Annotated in this window: 10 protein-coding genes and 1 riboswitch; of the genes, 6 read left to right on the top strand and 4 right to left on the bottom strand. The window is 42.1% G+C overall.

Going from position 1 to position 17,096, the window contains the following annotated elements; all coding sequences use genetic code 11:
• Positions 1 to 549: 549 nt before the first annotated feature.
• On the top strand, positions 550 to 2,547 hold the full coding sequence (locus tag OCU77_RS23930) for a methyl-accepting chemotaxis protein (protein ID WP_146156702.1): 1,998 nt from the start codon (positions 550 to 552) through the stop codon (positions 2,545 to 2,547).
• Positions 2,548 to 2,660: 113 nt separating this feature from the next.
• Here the strand turns inward: OCU77_RS23930 and OCU77_RS23935 are convergent, their stop codons facing one another.
• A complete protein-coding gene (locus tag OCU77_RS23935; RefSeq protein ID WP_048900435.1) occupies positions 2,661 to 4,721 on the bottom strand; it encodes a TonB-dependent receptor in 2,061 nt (686 codons plus the stop codon).
• A 729-nt stretch (positions 4,722 to 5,450) separates the two neighbouring features.
• Here OCU77_RS23935 and OCU77_RS23940 point away from each other — a divergent pair.
• Together OCU77_RS23940 and pulA are read left to right on the top strand one after the other, a co-directional pair.
• Complete coding sequence (locus tag OCU77_RS23940; protein WP_048900436.1) at positions 5,451 to 7,517, top strand: DUF885 domain-containing protein; 2,067 nt, start codon at positions 5,451 to 5,453, stop codon at positions 7,515 to 7,517.
• A 273-nt stretch (positions 7,518 to 7,790) separates the two neighbouring features.
• Entirely contained in the window at positions 7,791 to 11,117 is a 3,327-nt protein-coding gene (pulA, locus tag OCU77_RS23945; RefSeq protein WP_048900437.1) for a pullulanase-type alpha-1,6-glucosidase, read from the top strand.
• 133 nt (positions 11,118 to 11,250) lie between these two features.
• On the opposite strand, the gene melB is transcribed toward pulA, so the two are convergent.
• A complete protein-coding gene (gene melB, locus OCU77_RS23950) occupies positions 11,251 to 12,672 on the bottom strand; it encodes a melibiose:sodium transporter MelB (protein WP_048900438.1) in 1,422 nt (473 codons plus the stop codon).
• A gap of 663 nt (positions 12,673 to 13,335) precedes the next feature.
• Between melB and OCU77_RS23955 the strand changes: the two genes are divergently transcribed.
• Positions 13,336 to 13,902 carry a hypothetical protein gene (locus OCU77_RS23955; protein ID WP_239686057.1) on the top strand — a complete coding sequence of 189 codons (567 nt, stop codon included), beginning with the start codon at positions 13,336 to 13,338 and terminating at the stop codon, positions 13,900 to 13,902.
• A gap of 115 nt (positions 13,903 to 14,017) precedes the next feature.
• Here the strand turns inward: OCU77_RS23955 and OCU77_RS23960 are convergent, their stop codons facing one another.
• A complete protein-coding gene (locus tag OCU77_RS23960) occupies positions 14,018 to 14,392 on the bottom strand; it encodes a hypothetical protein (protein ID WP_048900439.1) in 375 nt (124 codons plus the stop codon).
• Between the two features lie 195 nt (positions 14,393 to 14,587).
• Positions 14,588 to 14,687, top strand: a riboswitch (TPP riboswitch).
• A gap of 141 nt (positions 14,688 to 14,828) precedes the next feature.
• On the opposite strand from OCU77_RS23960, the gene thiM reads away from it, so the two are divergent.
• Complete coding sequence (thiM, locus tag OCU77_RS23965; protein ID WP_107302956.1) at positions 14,829 to 15,614, top strand: hydroxyethylthiazole kinase; 786 nt, start codon at positions 14,829 to 14,831, stop codon at positions 15,612 to 15,614.
• Positions 15,615 to 15,628: 14 nt separating this feature from the next.
• Positions 15,629 to 16,234 carry a thiamine phosphate synthase gene (thiE, locus tag OCU77_RS23970; protein ID WP_048900440.1) on the top strand — a complete coding sequence of 202 codons (606 nt, stop codon included), beginning with the start codon at positions 15,629 to 15,631 and terminating at the stop codon, positions 16,232 to 16,234.
• A gap of 232 nt (positions 16,235 to 16,466) precedes the next feature.
• On the opposite strand, the gene OCU77_RS23975 is transcribed toward thiE, so the two are convergent.
• Positions 16,467 to 16,913 carry a GNAT family N-acetyltransferase gene (locus OCU77_RS23975; protein WP_048900441.1) on the bottom strand — a complete coding sequence of 149 codons (447 nt, stop codon included), beginning with the start codon at positions 16,911 to 16,913 and terminating at the stop codon, positions 16,467 to 16,469.
• Between the last annotated feature and the right edge of the window lie 183 nt (positions 16,914 to 17,096).

Genomic DNA, 17,096 nt, shown 5'->3' on the forward strand with positions numbered 1-17,096 from the left:
TTAAATGTTCCCACTATGCTAATGATAATCTACTTTGCAACGTGTTGAAAGTAAGCATAAAAGGGTAAACCCATAGCATAAAAGTCATTTATGCCGTGTCATCACATTATAAGAAATAACTGGGCGATAAGTTACTGAGTGTTATTTTGTCTGAACATGGTTCCTGTAATTCGTTTGGTTATATCCTGACGAATGAGACGGTTCAGAAAAAGCTAACTATGGATTGTACAGGGTTAGTGCAAACGGTAAATCAATGCTGTCAATTGAAGTGAGAGCTGCAATGAATGTCCTTGAGGTGTTTGTAATAATATGCGTGAATTTTAAATAATTAACACTTAAGGGGTAGGTGGGTTAGGTCAAAAAAATGGCAAACGGTCAACTTACTGACACTTAACATAGTAATCTCTCGTTTTTGACAAATGGTTTTCATTCTTTTTAAAAATATTGATGCAGATCACATGTTAATTGTGAATATTTATCTGACAATGTGACCTTATATATGTTTTTTGCTTGCGTATGTGAGCATGTGTGAATATTTAAGGATAATTCATGTTGAAAAAGTTGGCCTCTATCCGACTCAGCCAAGCGCTAGTGCTAATTTCGGGGATCCCTCTTTTCATAGTTCTTTTGTTATTGACCAATCAATATTGGCAAGCACAAGAGAAAAGTAATAACGCTGCGATAACAAGCGAAGCAATAACATTGATTAATTTATTTGATGATGTTGCGCATAATTTTGCAGTCGAGCGCGGCTTAACTGCAGGCGTAATGGCAGCGAAAGGTCAAGGTGCACAAGCTGAGCAATTAAATAAGCAGCGCCGCAAGGCAGATGCTGCTGAACAGGCTTTACGCCAATTCCAACCTGAATATTTACCTAAAGATAGCGTAAATGCTATTAGTCGCGATGTACTATCGCTACTGAGTAAGAAAAGTAATATTCGAAGCCAAGTTGATAATCGATCCATTGTTGATTCCCCTTTTGCGTTTTATTCCCATTTGAATCAGCTCGCGATAGATAATGTCCGTTTAGTTATTTCTGAAATTGATGACGCGACAATCAAGCGAGATAGCATAGGTTTACTGTCTCTATTGATCATTAAAGAGGAAGCCGGTAAAGCTCGTGGTGCATTGAATGGTGTATTTTCGGCAGGTAAAACAGACGCCAGTCGTTACGCTCAGATAAGTAATTATGTGGTGCAAGAAGGGTATGCCTTACGACAAGCTGAATTGCTTTTTACCGATCAATTACTGACGTCACTTAATCGTGCAAAAAATGCTGCAGTATGGCGTCAGGTGAGTGATATTCAGGCGCAGTTTTTGGCGCAACAAGATTCACTCAATAATATTGAAGGCCCACAAGCGACGGCTTGGTTTACATTAGCCACTGAACGTATTGGGATGATTAAATCCATTCGCGATCAAGTCACCACGCAATTGATGCAAGTGTCGGCTAATAATTTACATCAAGCACAGCAAGCGAAAATGTTGGTTATTGCTGGGTTACTTTTGATTGTGTTACCAATCATTTTTATGACCAGTGTGTATATTCGTTTGATGAAGCGACGGGTTAAAGCGGTAACCGATAAACTGCGTCAAATGACGGATCATAATGATTTAACGATTAGCCTAAGTGATGGTCACCGTGATGAAATTGGCGCGATTTGCCATAGTGTTGATACGCTAATTCGTGACATGGCAAAAATTATCGAAGGGGTAAACACCCTAGCAAATACGACGCAAGCCAGTTTACAAATGGTGACGCATTCTGCGGAGCAGGCCAGTAGTGCTAGTGAGCGCACGCAGCGCCGCTGTGAAAATATTGCGACGGCAATGACAGAGATGTCGCAAACCAGTGCTCAGGTAGCCACAACCACAGTTGAAGCGCAGCAAAGTGCAGATGATGCGCGTCTGCATGCCGAGGCTAGCAACCAGCAGAGTGATTCTTCGTTTAATTCGGTGAATGAACTGATAGAGGATATCGATAAAACATATAATCGACTGGCGTCGCTAGAGCAGCAGACACAGAACGTTTCTGTGATTTTAGATACGATAAATGCAATTTCTGAGCAGACCAATTTACTTGCTTTGAATGCAGCGATTGAAGCAGCACGTGCGGGTGAGCAGGGGCGTGGTTTTGCGGTTGTGGCTGATGAAGTTAGAACCCTAGCTGGACGCAGTAAGCAATCGACTGAAGATATTCGTCGCTTGCTTGATGAGATTTGTACCAATGCGACAGCATCGTTTGAGAACATGCAGCATAGCAAAGAGTTCAGCCTAAAAACTCGAGATGTTGTGAGTGACACCAAGCAGTCAATTGATAAGCTACACGCATTAGTTGATGACATTAGCCATCACAATGCCAATATTGCGCAAGCAACCGAGCAGCAGTCAGATACGGCGAAAACCGTTGATGCAGATATTGATGAGTTATTGGAATTAGCGAACGCATCGGGTGCGTTAGTCGGCGAGATTAATAACGAAATGCGAGAAGTGGAAAGCCAAATGGCCGAGTTACTTGCGAAAACCCAGATGTTTAAGATGGCTTAAGTAAAGTAGAGTTAATCTTAGAACGAAAAAAACGGCCCATTATGGGCCGTTTTGCTTATGCGCAGCGCGCTATTTGCAGTGGAATGATATCCGTATCAAACTGATAATAATGATTAGAAAGCGTATGCGAGTGATGCTTTGAAGTTACGGCCAGCTTCGTAGCTGGTGTACTTCTCTGAGCCCCAAGAAACACCAAAGCCAGTGTGTTCTGCGTACTTCTCGTTAAACAGGTTATCAACCGCAAGGTTAAGCGTTAGGTCCTTAGCAAACGATGGGTTGTAAGCTGCCCATAAGTTATGCGTAGAGAAGCCTTTACGTTCGATTTCTTTTTCTACTAGGTTGCCTTTTTTGTCCAAGTCTTTGTCTGTGTAGCTGTTGCTTGGAACGTAACGTGCATCCCAACCGAACACAATATCTTGGTCTAGATGGTATTTCACACCCGCTTTGAAGTTGTGGATACCTGTCTTATTCATGTGGCTTGTAATACCTGTTTTCAGGTTCGTTTGCTCGCCTTTAGAGTAAGAGTGGTTAGCGTAAAGATCGAAATCGCTCAGGCTGTAGGTAAATACGGTTTCTGTACCCCAAACTTGCACATCGTTTTGATTCGACAGCGTGCTGTTGTTTTTGGTTGGGTGCATTTGGTTGTCTACGTTGTAGCGGTAGCCTGTGAAACCAATAATGGCATTATCACTTGCTAGCAACTCAGTCAGGTTGTAATCGAAACCTGCTTCATAGTTGTGACCTGTCATTGCTTTGGTGTCAGACTGGTTCACCTTTTCGGCTGGCTTCATGGTTAGCGCTTCAGGCAGTGACGCACCTTTGAAGATACGACCGTAACCAATGCGGAACTTCAGTTCATCAGTAGCTTGATATTCACCTTTGAATTTTGGTGATAGTTGGCTGAAGTTACCGTCAAATACACCGCCTAGTTGGTGAATATCGTAGCGAAGACCTGTCGTTAAACGGAATTGGCTGAATTCAAACATATCTTGAACGTACAAGCTGTGCGCAGTAACTGTACCACCATCCATGCCATACTTTTGTGATTGGCCCTTGCGAGAACCAGAGATGATCTTGCCGTCTTCAGCATCGATCCACTGTTTTGCGTGGTAAGCTTCGTAACCGTAAGTCAGTTCGTGTTCACCTACCCAAGAGATATTGCGAATATCACCGCCTACAGTTGTTACATTGTATTCACGCTTTGGAATGCTAACTTTACCGTCTTCGATCCAGTTACCGCTACTATCACGATCCCACAGTGAATCGATTTGCTGATCGCGATTTAGGTACTGGCGGTTGTAGTAAAGTTGAGTTTTAAGGTTAACTAGATCGCTACCTGCATCGTAGTGATGCTGGAAAGTAACGGTATCACGGCTGATGGCGTTGTAGTTGTGTTCATCATGTGCGTATAGCGCACCACTCTTCTCGCCAGATAGCTGACGTTTACCACCGTCTTGGTAGTGGTTAACACTCAGTTTTAGCTCGTTGTTATCGTTAGGCATGAAGACAACTTTTGCCATACCTGATTTCAACGTACCTTGCTTAGAGGTAACAGGATCGTGACCAGGAACGTAAAGCTCGCCATCTTCTGACCAGTTACCAATTCCCATGAATTGCCATTGGTCATTCACTTTGGTGTAAACTGAAACGTTCACCCCTTTACGTTCATAAGCGCTTTGGTAGCTTGTTTTAATACGCGCACCAAAGGTTTCACCCTCTTTAAGGAGATCTTCAGGATCTTTTGTTTCGTAACGGAATGAGCCATTTACTACGCCTGAACCACTTAGGGCAGAGTTTGCACCAAGTTCGATTTCAGCAACTTTCAATAGTTCAGGGTCTATTGTCTGATCGCCAGTGTGGTGGAAGAGCTGACCTTCTTGGCGTGCACCATCAATAGTGACAACGGCGTATTTGTCTTCCATACCGCGCACAAAAACTTTGCGTGAGTAACGGGCGTTACCATCAACGGTAACACTCGGCATAGTATTTAAAATATCTTTAATGTCAGACGCTTGTTTTTGTTCAAGCGTGTCAGAATCGATGGACGTTTGGATATGACTATCAAGCGCTGAGCCCGTCACAACGATTGTTTCTTCTTTTTGTGTATCTGCGGCAAACGCAGTAGTCGAGGCTAATGTGGCTGCAATGGCCACTGATAATAATTTTAATTTCATAGTTATATTTATATGTAATGGCTTGTCCGTAAGTGGGAGCGCATTCTTACATGCAATGAAGTGATAATCGTTATCATTTACTTTATTTACATTCAGATACAAAATTTAGACAAAAAGGATGATAAGTTGCTTATCAAATGACACTTATTGAAATAAGCTCAGTCTGTCTATAATATTGCATTTTAAATACCACTTAATGAATTAGACGTGGCATTGTTTGTTTTTGAGGAGTCGTTATGAGTTTTAAATCGGTTTATTTTTACTTTGTAGGGTTTGCATTACTTTTGTCTATGGCTGCACCGTTTGCCATTTTTGCGTAGTGTCATCGCCATGAGTCCACTTCAGGGGAAGGTCGTGTCGCGACCTTTTTTTGAAGGTGAGAGACAATAAATTGCTTTTATGCATATCGATGAAAAACTATGAAGGGTAAGGTCACATTTTGTACGTTTTTTGTGAGGCTGCTTTAAACTTAAATAAAAAAAACAGTAAATACATTTTTTTTATATCCCCGGTTATTACTAAATTATCCACTCTTGGGTCGCCTATTAATAAAAGTAGGTATACCTTCGAATATTAACGCATAAAAAAATTCACTCCATTAATGGGTAATTAATCAGTAATATTTACTGTGAATTCATTCACGCAATTAATGACTTTCTTATTTTAGGATTTACTCCGTACTAAACACCACGTGTAGATACGATCATAAAGACAATAAGGAAAATAGTCATGAAACAGAGATATCATCGCTTATCGGTAGTTACTGCTTCTATTATTGCGGCACTTGCCTTATCGGGCTGTAATGATGACGATTCATCCAATAATGGTTCAGATGCTAAACAAGCAAAAGCCGCAATGCACACAGTATTCGACGGCTTTACTTCTGAAATAAAAAAAATTGATGACACCCCCCTTGGGCAGGTTACCGATCAGATGGCGAAGTTACGCCAAGAACAAGATAAGCAGTCTCTTACTGAATTAGAAAAGATAGACCGTAGTTTATTGTCTGATGAAGATAAGATTTATTATGACACCTTTAAGTTTGATCGTGAATTAGCTATCCGCGGCGGTGAACTTCCTAACCAGCGTTTTGGTACTTTTGATATTCCAAGCACTCACTTTTATAACTACATCGAAAGTAATGCGGAATACGCAGGAAAAGCATTAGAGACAGTTAAAGAGTATCAAGATCACTTGGCTGTTGTGCAAGACTACACCAGATGGGTAACCAACCTGCATGACCAATATATTCAAGGCCAAGTAGAAGAAATACAATTACCAAAAGTATTGGTTAAGCGTTATGTTGATAGTTCTGCGGAATTAATTAAAGACGCTGATGATTCAATGCTAAAAGTGGGTTTAACTCACTTGAAAACGTTGGTGGCTAAAAGTACCAATAAAGATGATCAATTATTAGCATTACAATACGAACGTGCAGTTGATGAAGCGTTAGCCGCCAGCAAGGCTATTGTTGCTTATCTTGGTGGTGATTATCAAAACTCTGCGCGTGGTACAGGCGTAGACGGTGATATTACAGATAAAAACATCGGCTGGGGTGACTTACCAAACGGCAAAGTATGGTATCAATGGCAACTCGATCGCAACAGTACCACGGGTAAATCTGCCGATGAGCTAAATAAATTGGGCGAAGATTTAGTGGCTGATGCTAAAGCTGAAATGGAGCGTGTTGCTCGTTTTGTTGCTGAAAAACAAGATAGTCCAAATAAAGATACGCTAACAGCAAAATGGCTAGATGATAAAGGTGATGAACAAACCAAAACCTATAAAGTTATTAACGCTGATAAAACTGTTAACTTATCTGCCTTCTTTGACTATTTAAACTCAGAAGCTTTCTTCTATGGTCGTGATGGGCGAACCATTAGCGGAACAGCCTATGCTAAAACCTGTGAAGTGGCTTCCTCTAAGACGGCTTGTGAAGCGGCTTTAACGGATTACTACAAATTTAAAAATGACGCCAATGACGTTGTAGCTAAGTACTTCAAAGCGATTAAAACGGACTATAAAATTGTCCCAATTGCGGCTGAACGTGAATTGTATGATGGCGTTGCGTCTTACAGTGGCAGTTCAACATCGTTTAACTTAAACACTAACCCTAAATATAGCCTTCAGAAATGGAATGTTTCTACTTTGTTGCTTCATGAAGCAGCGCCGGGTCATCACTTCCAAAATGCTTACTCACTTGAATACCCACCTGCGGACAAACCAGAATACATTAAAGGGGTTTGGTACACAGCATACGCAGAAGGTTGGGCGCTATACACCGAATGGCTTGGCTTAGAAATGGGTATTTACGGTGATTTAGACGTAAACGGTAAGCCAACGTTTGTGAATGGCACGGGTATGTGTAAGACAGCAGGGGTTGATTACACAACTTTCCAAGGTGGTATCTACAAAGATGCACAAGAGTGTAACGCTATTCAATACTTTGGTAGCTTGAATGAAGCGCAACTGCGTAATATGCGTTTAGCCGTTGATACCGGTATTCATGCTAAAGGTTGGAGTATTCAAGAAGCGCGCGACTACATGGATGCTAACTCAGCGCTTGGTGATGGTGATATTGCATCAGAAAGCTTCCGCTATGCGGCGTATGTTGGCCAAGCGGTATCTTACAAATCAGGCTATTTAGTCATTAAAGAAATGCTTGAAAAAGCGCAATCAGAATTAGGCAGTAACTTCAGTTGGATTGAATTCCATGATCAATTGTTGAAATATGGTGACCAGCCAATGGAAGTGGTTGAAACCAGCATTACCAATTGGATTGCGAGTAAAAAGTAAAATAAACCTGAATAAGTAACTAAAGACAGAGGCTGCTATTTTGCAGCCTCTTTTTTAGGCATGTCGTAAGCTCATTGCTTTTGTTATTACTAAACATGAAGATCACAACATTTTGTGCAAACAGGTTATAAATCATGTACCCCTACAAAGGGTGAGTAGCTGCCCATAAAAAGTAATAAAACGCTGCTGTTTTAAATAAGATTGCACGTATCACAGTATGCATAACACGACTTTTCATACCTTTAGCCAAAATCCAATAACAAGGAATGAAACGTGAAATTTACTTTATCTAAAACGGCACAACTTATTCTGCCATTACTTTACGCAACAACATTAGTCGGTTGTAATGGTAGCGATAATAATGATGATGGAAATAAGCATGCTTATTTTGATACCACTAACCCACCTAAAATTAATATCGTTATTCCTGAAACGTCAGGTCCAGTAGCTAAGCTGAAAGCGACAGGTAAAGTGGATGAGCCGATTATCGCGGCTGATGGTGAGGCTGTTTTATATTTAGTAGAAAAAGCAAAAGATAGCAGTGTAGGCAAAGCGTCATCAAAAGATTATTCAGACTATAACTTATACATTTGGAATGACGATACTTGTAAGCGAGCGGGGCAATCGCTCCTGCAAAGCGATTGGAATAAAATCGTTAATATTCCAACAGGTTCTGATAGTAATGGTCCTTACTGGAAGTTACCGTTACAAAATGCTTCACCAAACTGTATGAATATCATAGTACGGAAAGGGACAGATAAACTTACAAATAATGTAAAGTTCGATTTTGACACGATTACAGATCGAACTGGTTCACTGACCACAAGTGTGACTGAACCATATGATAGCCGTGAAGCAGCCTTTTTATCTTTGGCGGGCGTTGCAAATGCAGAAGCGCATTTAGTGGATGCGCATACCCTAGTATGGGATGGTGCAACAGGCGCAAAAGATGTACGCCTGTATCTATCGTTAGCTTCAGACATAGAACCTAAAGGTGATAACTACCAGTTTGATAACCAATATATTGAGTTAACCACGGGCTCTATATCTGCCGCCGCGCAGAAGAAATACCCTAAGTTAAAGGGTAAAACCGCTTATAGCATTGACCCTATGATTGATATGCGTCCAATCGTTAAAGCTGAGCTGGTTGCAATCGCGGTTGATGATAAAGGTGATGTATTAGCTGCGACAAAAGTTCAAGCGGCGGGTAGCTTGGATAACCTATTTGCGACCAAAGCAAAAGATGCTGAACTGGGTGCAATCACTGATGGCGCAGATACCACGTTCCGCTTATGGGCACCATCGGCACAAAACGTTGTGGCGGTATTGTTTAATCAAGACAAAAAAGAGCTTGGCCGTTTACAAATGGCGTATCAGCCAGAGTCTGGTGTATGGTCGGTGAATACCAATAAAGCACCGAGTGGTACTTACTATCGTTACTTAGTGAATGTTGTCCACCCAGTTTCAAGTAAAGTAGAAAGTTATCAAGTTACTGACCCATATGCATTGAGCTTGTCTCGCAACTCTGAATTTAGCCAAGTCGTTGATTTGGATGATCCATCGCTGAAGCCCGATGGTTGGGATACGCTAAAAGCGCCCGTAGCCCAAGACAATCCAGCTAAGTTCGTGATTTATGAATCACATGTTCGTGATTTTTCCGCTTTAGATGAATCAGTACCAGCCGAAGATCGCGGTAAGTTTACTGCATTTACCGATGAGGATAGCGCGCCTGTACAACACCTTAAATCGCTCAGCGAAAGTGGAGTGACTCACTTACATTTACTGCCTATCTTTGATATCGCCACTATTAATGAAGACCCGAGCAAAGTTGCTAATATCAACGATCAATTTAGTCAATTATGTAGCGTGAATAAGGACATAACGACATCACGGTTTAGTAATTATTGCATGTCAGGTTTGACGATTGCTGAAGTCCTTGATCTTGAAAGAGATAATGACACGCCAGACAACCCTGTTGTGCAAGAGCTTAATCGTTATGTGTCGGCAACCGACAGCTTCAACTGGGGCTATGATCCCTTCCATTACACGGTACCTGAAGGGTCATACTCGACCAATGCCGAAGGTACACAACGTATTCTTGAAACCCGAGAAATGATCCAATCGATCAAACAAAACATCGGCATGAATGTGGTCATGGATGTGGTGTATAACCATACGAATGCCGCAGGCCCAACGGCTGATACATCAGTATTGGATAAAATTGTTCCTTGGTATTACAACCGCTTAGATCCCGTTACAGGGCAAGTGATGAATTCAACCTGTTGTTCAAATACGGCGCCTGAAAATGCCATGATGGCAAAATTGATTGATGACTCGCTGGTGGTTTGGGCGCGTGATTATAAGATCGATTCATTCCGCTTTGACCTAATGGGCCACCATCCGCTAGCGCAGATTGAAGAATCTTTGGCGGCAGTGAAAAAAGTAGATCCAAATACCTATTTCTACGGTGAAGGTTGGAATTTTGGCGAAGTCGAAAATGATCAGTTGTTTGTTCAAGCGACGCAAAAACACTTAGGTGGTACAGGTATTGGTAGCTTCTCGGATCGCTTACGTGACGCCGTGCGTGGCGGTGGGCCTTTTGATGGCGCCGAAGCGTTACGTACTAACAAAGGTTTTGGTAATGGTATTAATGATCAAAAAGAGGCGGACGTAGTGAAAAATGCACTCCACCTTGCCGATCTCACACGTCTAGGTATGGCGGGTAACTTAAAAACCTTTACCTTTATCGATAGCAAAGGGAACAAAGTTGCGGGTAAAGATGTGGATTATAACGGTCAAGCGGCGGGTTACGCTGACGATCCAACTGAAATTCAAAACTATGTGTCGAAGCACGATAACCAAACCCTGTGGGATAACAATCAGTACAAAGCGCCTGATTCAACCCCTCTGGACACACGTGTTCGCATGCAGGCGGTGTCGTTGGCGACAGCCATGTTAGGCCAAGGTATTCCATTTACTCATATGGGATCTGATCTATTACGTTCGAAATCCATGCAGCGTGACTCGTACGATTCAGGTGATTGGTACAACCATGTTGATTTTACTTATCAAGGTAATAACTGGAACAAAGGTTTACCTCGTAAAGACAAAGATGGTGATAATTACCAAACTATCGACCAAGTGTTGACGCAAAGTGGCCTTAATGCACAACCTGCTGCGGAAGAGATTCAGCAAATGGGCGTGTACTACAAAGAAATGGCCGCATTGCGTAAAGCCTACCCATTACTGACTTTGGGCAAAGGAAGCGAAGTGAATCAACGTGTCAGCTTCCACAATACAGGCCCTAGCCAACAAGCGGGCTTAATTGTGATGAGTATTGATAACGGTGTTGGTGCAGGCGTGGATGTAGATCCGAAAAAAGATGCTTTAGTTGTTGCGATCAACGCATCAAGCACAACGAAAACCTTTACTTTAAAAGGCGTGAAAGGGTTACAAGTCAGCACATTGCATCGCTCTGATTTGGCTAAAGGTGCAAAAGCTGATGGTGAGGTCTTAACGATTCCGGCATGGACGCCTGTGGTTTTTGTTATGCCTCGCGCTGCGCAACGTGGAACGGGTATTCCTGTTATCGGTAAGTAAGTGGTCAATAAGTGATGGGTAAATAACGGTTTAGATATTTTATTTTCTTATTTACTAAGCAAGCGCCTACCAGTGACGGTAGGCGCTTTTTATTGGAAGCGATTTTCAATGAAGCGAGTTAATCCATGACGCTTTATGATTGAGTGGCAACTTTTAGTTCGCTTTCCTCGTCATTATCGTCATCGGCATATTTGGATTTGATTGTCGCTTGTACTTGCTCAAGGAAATCACCGTTCAACTTATAATATTTGAAGTAGATGAATAGGGTTAGCCCATAAAAGAACGCAGGTAAACCTATCATAATCAACTGCATACCAAAGATGGTTTCGTTTGATTGCTCTACATTTGGTACATAGCCTACTATCGTCAAGATGATACCAATAAAGAAAGAAGCGAGCGCAGAGCCTCCTTTAACAACCATGGTTTGTACTGAGTAAGCGACGCTTTCACAGCGAATACCTAATTTATATTCGCCATAGTCAACGGTATCGGCAACCATAATCACTTGAAGTACCCAGAACAGGGCATTACCCACAGTCATAAATACGCCAGCGGTTGTCACTGTAAATGCACTCGCGGCATCAAACATGCTAATGGCGATCAAAATCCCAGAACCAATTAAGGGACAGATACAAGAAGCGGCCCATAGCTGTCGACGTGAAAATTTCATGGCTAACTTAGGGAATAACGCAGTTGCGATGAGGTTGGCTATGGTTGCGTAAGCCATGTAGAAAGGGAATAAATCTGGATCACCTATCACATAGGTAAAATAGTAAACCGCGAACCCTGTGATGATGTTCCCCGCTAAATTCTTAGACAGTGCCATACAGAGAAGGCTAGATAACTGATCATTTTTGTGGATCAAGGCAATCATATTTTTAAGTGATAATCGCTCCGTATTTTTTTCTTGAGATGCCTTGTCTTTAACATTGTCTGTTGTGTATTTTTCTTTCACATTGGTCAAGGTGATAACCGTAGAGACGATAAAGAAACCAATCAAAATAGAAGCAAATACAGTGAACCCATACCCTTTATCATCACCACCAAAATGATCAACGATAGGCATGGCTATCGCCGCAGATAGCGCCCAAGCCAGGCTGGCAAAGAAGCGAGGGAAGGGAACTAACGCCTCGCGCTCTTTTTTGTCCATGGTTAATGTCGGGACCAATGACCAAAAAGGGATATCCATTAGGGTATATGTCATGCCCCATAAAATATAAGTGACTGCGGCATAAACAATTAATGCGGTACCTTCAAAATGGTGGGCTTGAAATAGCATGTAAAGAACAACGGAGTTGGATAATGTGCCTATTAATAGCCAAGGCTTGAATTTTCCCCATCGCGAACGTGTACTGTTAACTATCCAGCCCATAATGGGGTCATTTATCGCATCCCAGATACGTGCAATCAGGAAAATAGATCCAACGATTCCAGCGGAAATGCCAGCAACGTCGGTGTAATAGAACATTAGGTACATGTATACGATGGTGATGGCGAAATCTTTACCAAATGCGCCAAATCCGTAGCTAAGTTTGGTTTTCATTGAAATTGACATAAACACCCTTAGGTATAACAACACACTATTTATTAAAGAAAAGAGGGATAGCAAGTTACGTAAGTAGCAAGCTAGGCTGGTTGTTGTATTCATTTTGAAGCTGGATACTATTGGGTTTTATAGCGTTAGCTTTTCATCCTTAAATCCTTTTAATCAATCTGTAGCGCTCAAGTTATTGATGGCAATAATCTACACTTACAGAGTTGAAGTATTCTTCTCGCTAATCCGAAACACTCTCCTGTTTTCTAAAATTTAAAGTTCGGGCTAATAAAATATGAGGAAATAGGACAAGTCTCCCAATATTCAGGAAGGTTAATATCGTCCAGTCTTCTTATTCTCAAGCAGATGATGTGAGTGGGCTTGGGGGATGGTCACCGTTGTGCTTTGCAGCGGCGAGGCAATTGATTGAATAGAACACGTATTACCAGAGCTTATCCCCATAGCTTTACAGATTAGAGTGACATATTGGTTATGACTTTTTGCTTAGATTGTCAGCAACATGAGGAACAATTTAATACCAAGTCATCAAGTTTCGTGTCGAGTATTCAAGTATCATACTCAACGCCCTACATTGAGGGTAAAAGTTGTTAATCAATGAAGATGTAAAAGAGGTTAGTTGTTTGGTGTATTACAGAGTAAACCGTACTTCGAGTGAGGCATAGTATGAAAACCTTGTATAAAGCCTTATTAGTCCTTGGCGTTATCGGTCTCTCGATTTTTAGCTATTTAGGTTACCAGTCTTATCGGGCGTTGACCTACATGAAGCATGATATGGGGTGGTTATGGATAGATAGCCAACTGATTAGCCCCGATACGACTGCAATGCAAAGTGCACGCACGCCACATACGAAGCAATTGGTGTTTCGTCAGGTTGATGTGGATCGCGAATTAGCGATCTACCTAAACACGACATACGATGGTGATTTTCTTTTTACTTTCATCAAGAAAACACCTTGCACCCTAGCAACGCCATACGAAGCTAAACTGACAGTTAATAATCAAGCTGAACAACAGATTGTGTTTGATTGTCATGAACCAGATACCGCGATTTACAGAATAGCAAAACGTAAATTTAGTCAGCTGCACTTAACCGCATCTGATTTTGATTTTGAGTTAGATCTTAAGCAGTGGAACCCAAAAGCACTCAAAAAAGATGACTTTATGCAGCACAATTATGAGTTTTTTCAAAAGCACACGTCAGAAAAAATTTACCCATGGAATAGGGATTAGCTAGCGGATATTGAGTGCTTGCAACTCAGCAAAAAAAGCCCCGTACCCGTTGATATTACCAACAGGTACGGGGCTTATTTATACGCTTGATTCAGTGATTACACTTGATCAACGATTAATCAATGTCGCAATCAGTACAACTTTGTAGCGCGATTTCGTGCTCAAAAACGGCCTTTTCGTTACCGTCTGCCAGTAGTTCCGCTATTTCATCTGCGACTTCTTGCTCGTCGTCTGCTTCAATTTGATCTGCAAGTTCTTCTTCTGAATAACCGTAGAAATTCAGTAATAAGTAATCACGCGCTTCGTCTTTAGTACAGGTTACGTTCACTGAAAGATCAGCTTCAACCTTACCCTGTTCGATAATTGCAGCCAGTTGTGCCAAGACATCTTCTTTCATCGCCGCGGTTAACCAACCAAGATCAGTACTTACTGTGGTTTTTTTACAGTTAAAACAAGGAAGTTGATGAAAGTAATATTGAAAGTCAGTCATAGGTAATTTCTTCTAGAGTGTTGTATAGCCAGATTATGCGCGTTTTCTCGAAAAATACTATCTCAATAGGTGCTGAAGAGTAGATTTCTATGGAATTTTTGAGGGAGGAATAGGGGGATCGCAGCAATAGGTGGCACTCAACAAAGACCTAATAAGTTTTGTCTGTCGTTCTTCCATTGAGCTTGTTACTATTTGAAAAGATAGTCGGGGTGCCGAAAGGCTGAGAGCGTATATTACGAAACCCGTTGAACCTGATTCAGTTCGCACTGGCGTAGGGAACTATATGTCTAGCTAATGATGATCCACCTTTATCAACATTATTGGCTTGGCTGGAGCAAAATATGTCGAATCCAGCCTCAGTATTCATATCAGTTTCTTCCCTCAGGTTCTTCCTATCCGCTACCGGAATTGATAACAGCAATCGCTGAGGGAAAACATGAACACACAAACCATCATTAACGCTCTGCATGCCGTTCGTGAGCAGAAACCACTGGTTGTGAACCTGACCAATTATGTCGTCATGAACAATACTGCCAATGCGCTACTGGCCATTGGTGCTTCGCCGATCATGGCACATTCTCGTGAAGAAATGGCTGAAATGATGTCTTTTGCCGGCGCACTGGTCATTAATATTGGTACCTTGGACAGTGTATGGGTGCCACGTATGGTATTCGCTGTCGAGCAGGCAAATATCCATAATAAAACGGTTGTGCTTGATCCTGTTGGTTGTGGTGCCAGCCGCTTACGAACAGAAACGTCTCGCCAAATTGCGAAGGCGGCTAAGAAGTTGATTATTCGAGGCAATGCTTCAGAAATCATTTCTTTAGCGGGTGAAAAAGGGCAAAACAAAGGCGTCGATGCACTTGATAGCACTGAAGCGGCAGTAGGTGCAGCGCGCTTTTTGATCCGAGAGTATCAATGCAATGTCGTGATTTCAGGTGAAGTTGATTTTGTTGTAACAGATGAAGGGCAGATCCAGCTTCATAATGGTCATGCCATGATGCCTCACGTAACGGGAATGGGCTGTACCCTCAGTGCACTGACTGGTGCTTTTGCGGCTATCGGAGAAGAGACTGGATTAGCAGCTGCGGCGATACTCGGCGTAGCAGGTGAAATGGCTGCCGAACAGTCGAAAGGCCCAGGTAGCTTGCAGTGTAATTTGCTCGATATTCTGTATCAGCTTGATGAAGAAATGATCATCCAGCGTCTGAAGTTGGCTTAGTGTTGGGGGGAATAATGCGTTCGTGTCGTTTATATCTGGTAACTGATGACCTGCAAGATCTTGAAACCATGAAACGTGTGGTTAAAGAAGCCGTTATTGGCGGTGTGACTATGGTACAGGTTCGAGAAAAGCATGGTGATGTGCGTACCTTTATTGAAAGAGCCTTAGCCGTTAAAACGATTTTGCAGGGCACTGGGGTTCCACTCATTATTAATGATCGTGTCGATGTGGCCTTGGCTGTCGATGCAGACGGTGTACATCTGGGCCAATCTGATATGCCAGCTAACATCGCACGTCAATTGATTGGTAAAGATAAGATACTGGGACTGTCGGTAGAAAATGAACAGCAACTGATTGAAGCCAAACATTTACCTATTGACTACATAGGATTGAGCGCAATCTTTGCGACCCCGACGAAAACCAATATCCAAAAGGAGTGGGGCATTGATGGACTGGCGAATGCCGTCGCCCAAAGTCCCTTACCTATAGTGGCAATCGGCGGGATTAATGCATCAAATCTTGATGCGGTGATAGCAACTGGAGTCGACAGTGTGGCACTGGTTTCAGCGATCTGTCATGCCGAATGCCCAAGAACCGCGGTACGTGATCTGATTGGGTAAGTCAGTACCCACAGACTTTTTTGAAAGGTCTGTGGGTATCAAATTTATGCGGTTATATTTTCGAAACCTAGGCCAGCCGTGTTTAAAGTGTTACCCGTTAAATTCAGTAATACTGCGTAATTTTAACCGAGAGTATCAAACTTAGATTGGCACTTTTAGAGGGGATTGGAGACCTTTTACAAGTGATGAAAATAACCAGTCTCTAACTTCGGTGTTATTAGACTAATTATAATTAAGCGTATTTATATTCTAGCAACCATTCATTACCATCTTCACCATAAATAACGAAACCGAGCTTCTCATATAGGCGACGAGCTGCAACGTTGATCTTCCAAACAGACAGAGCGAGCCCTTTGCCCTCTGACTGCGCTTGGTCGATAAGGTTGTGAATGAGCGTTTTACCTATGCCTCTACCATTGAAGTCAGGGTGAACTTGGACTAAATCTAAGTAGAAACGGTTTTTGTCTTCCTCGAAAACGACGCGCCAGAACCCTGCGTCTTGACCATCAACTTGGATGATTTGCGCTGCTTCTTCAAATTTCCACATGATATTCCGTTCGTAAGCTTCACGTGTTACGTTCCCTCCAATTTCAAGAAGATAATCACGCATAGTGGCGTCACGTAGCTCGACGAGATAATCTAGGTCGCTCGATTGAGCTTTACGTAAGGCTAATTTCATCGTCTATCCTTGTTTTTTCTCTGTGTATTACTATTGATATCAGCATCCATTGCTACTTGTATTGCTTCTGTGGGTGATTGGTCAAGGAATATTTTCTGCAGTTACCTTTCTTATTGGACGCTTATCGGTATATGAGCAACTACAATAAATAAGCAAGGGTTATTTAAAACGAGCAAGTCATTT

The organism is Photobacterium swingsii (assembly GCF_024346715.1).
In the GTDB taxonomy this organism is placed as follows: domain Bacteria; phylum Pseudomonadota; class Gammaproteobacteria; order Enterobacterales; family Vibrionaceae; genus Photobacterium; species Photobacterium swingsii.

What these genes read in the sequence shown, in the direction of transcription:
- OCU77_RS23930 (WP_146156702.1), top strand. Translation starts at nt 550, where the DNA reads ATGTTGAAAAAGTTGGCCTCTATCCGACTCAGCCAAGCGCTAGTGCTA.
- OCU77_RS23935 (WP_048900435.1), bottom strand. Translation starts at nt 4,721, where the DNA reads ATGAAATTAAAATTATTATCAGTGGCCATTGCAGCCACATTAGCCTCG.
- OCU77_RS23940 (WP_048900436.1), top strand. Translation starts at nt 5,451, where the DNA reads ATGAAACAGAGATATCATCGCTTATCGGTAGTTACTGCTTCTATTATT.
- melB (WP_048900438.1), bottom strand. Translation starts at nt 12,672, where the DNA reads ATGTCAATTTCAATGAAAACCAAACTTAGCTACGGATTTGGCGCATTT.
- OCU77_RS23955 (WP_239686057.1), top strand. Translation starts at nt 13,336, where the DNA reads ATGAAAACCTTGTATAAAGCCTTATTAGTCCTTGGCGTTATCGGTCTC.
- OCU77_RS23960 (WP_048900439.1), bottom strand. Translation starts at nt 14,392, where the DNA reads ATGACTGACTTTCAATATTACTTTCATCAACTTCCTTGTTTTAACTGT.
- thiM (WP_107302956.1), top strand. Translation starts at nt 14,829, where the DNA reads ATGAACACACAAACCATCATTAACGCTCTGCATGCCGTTCGTGAGCAG.
- thiE (WP_048900440.1), top strand. Translation starts at nt 15,629, where the DNA reads ATGCGTTCGTGTCGTTTATATCTGGTAACTGATGACCTGCAAGATCTT.
- OCU77_RS23975 (WP_048900441.1), bottom strand. Translation starts at nt 16,913, where the DNA reads ATGAAATTAGCCTTACGTAAAGCTCAATCGAGCGACCTAGATTATCTC.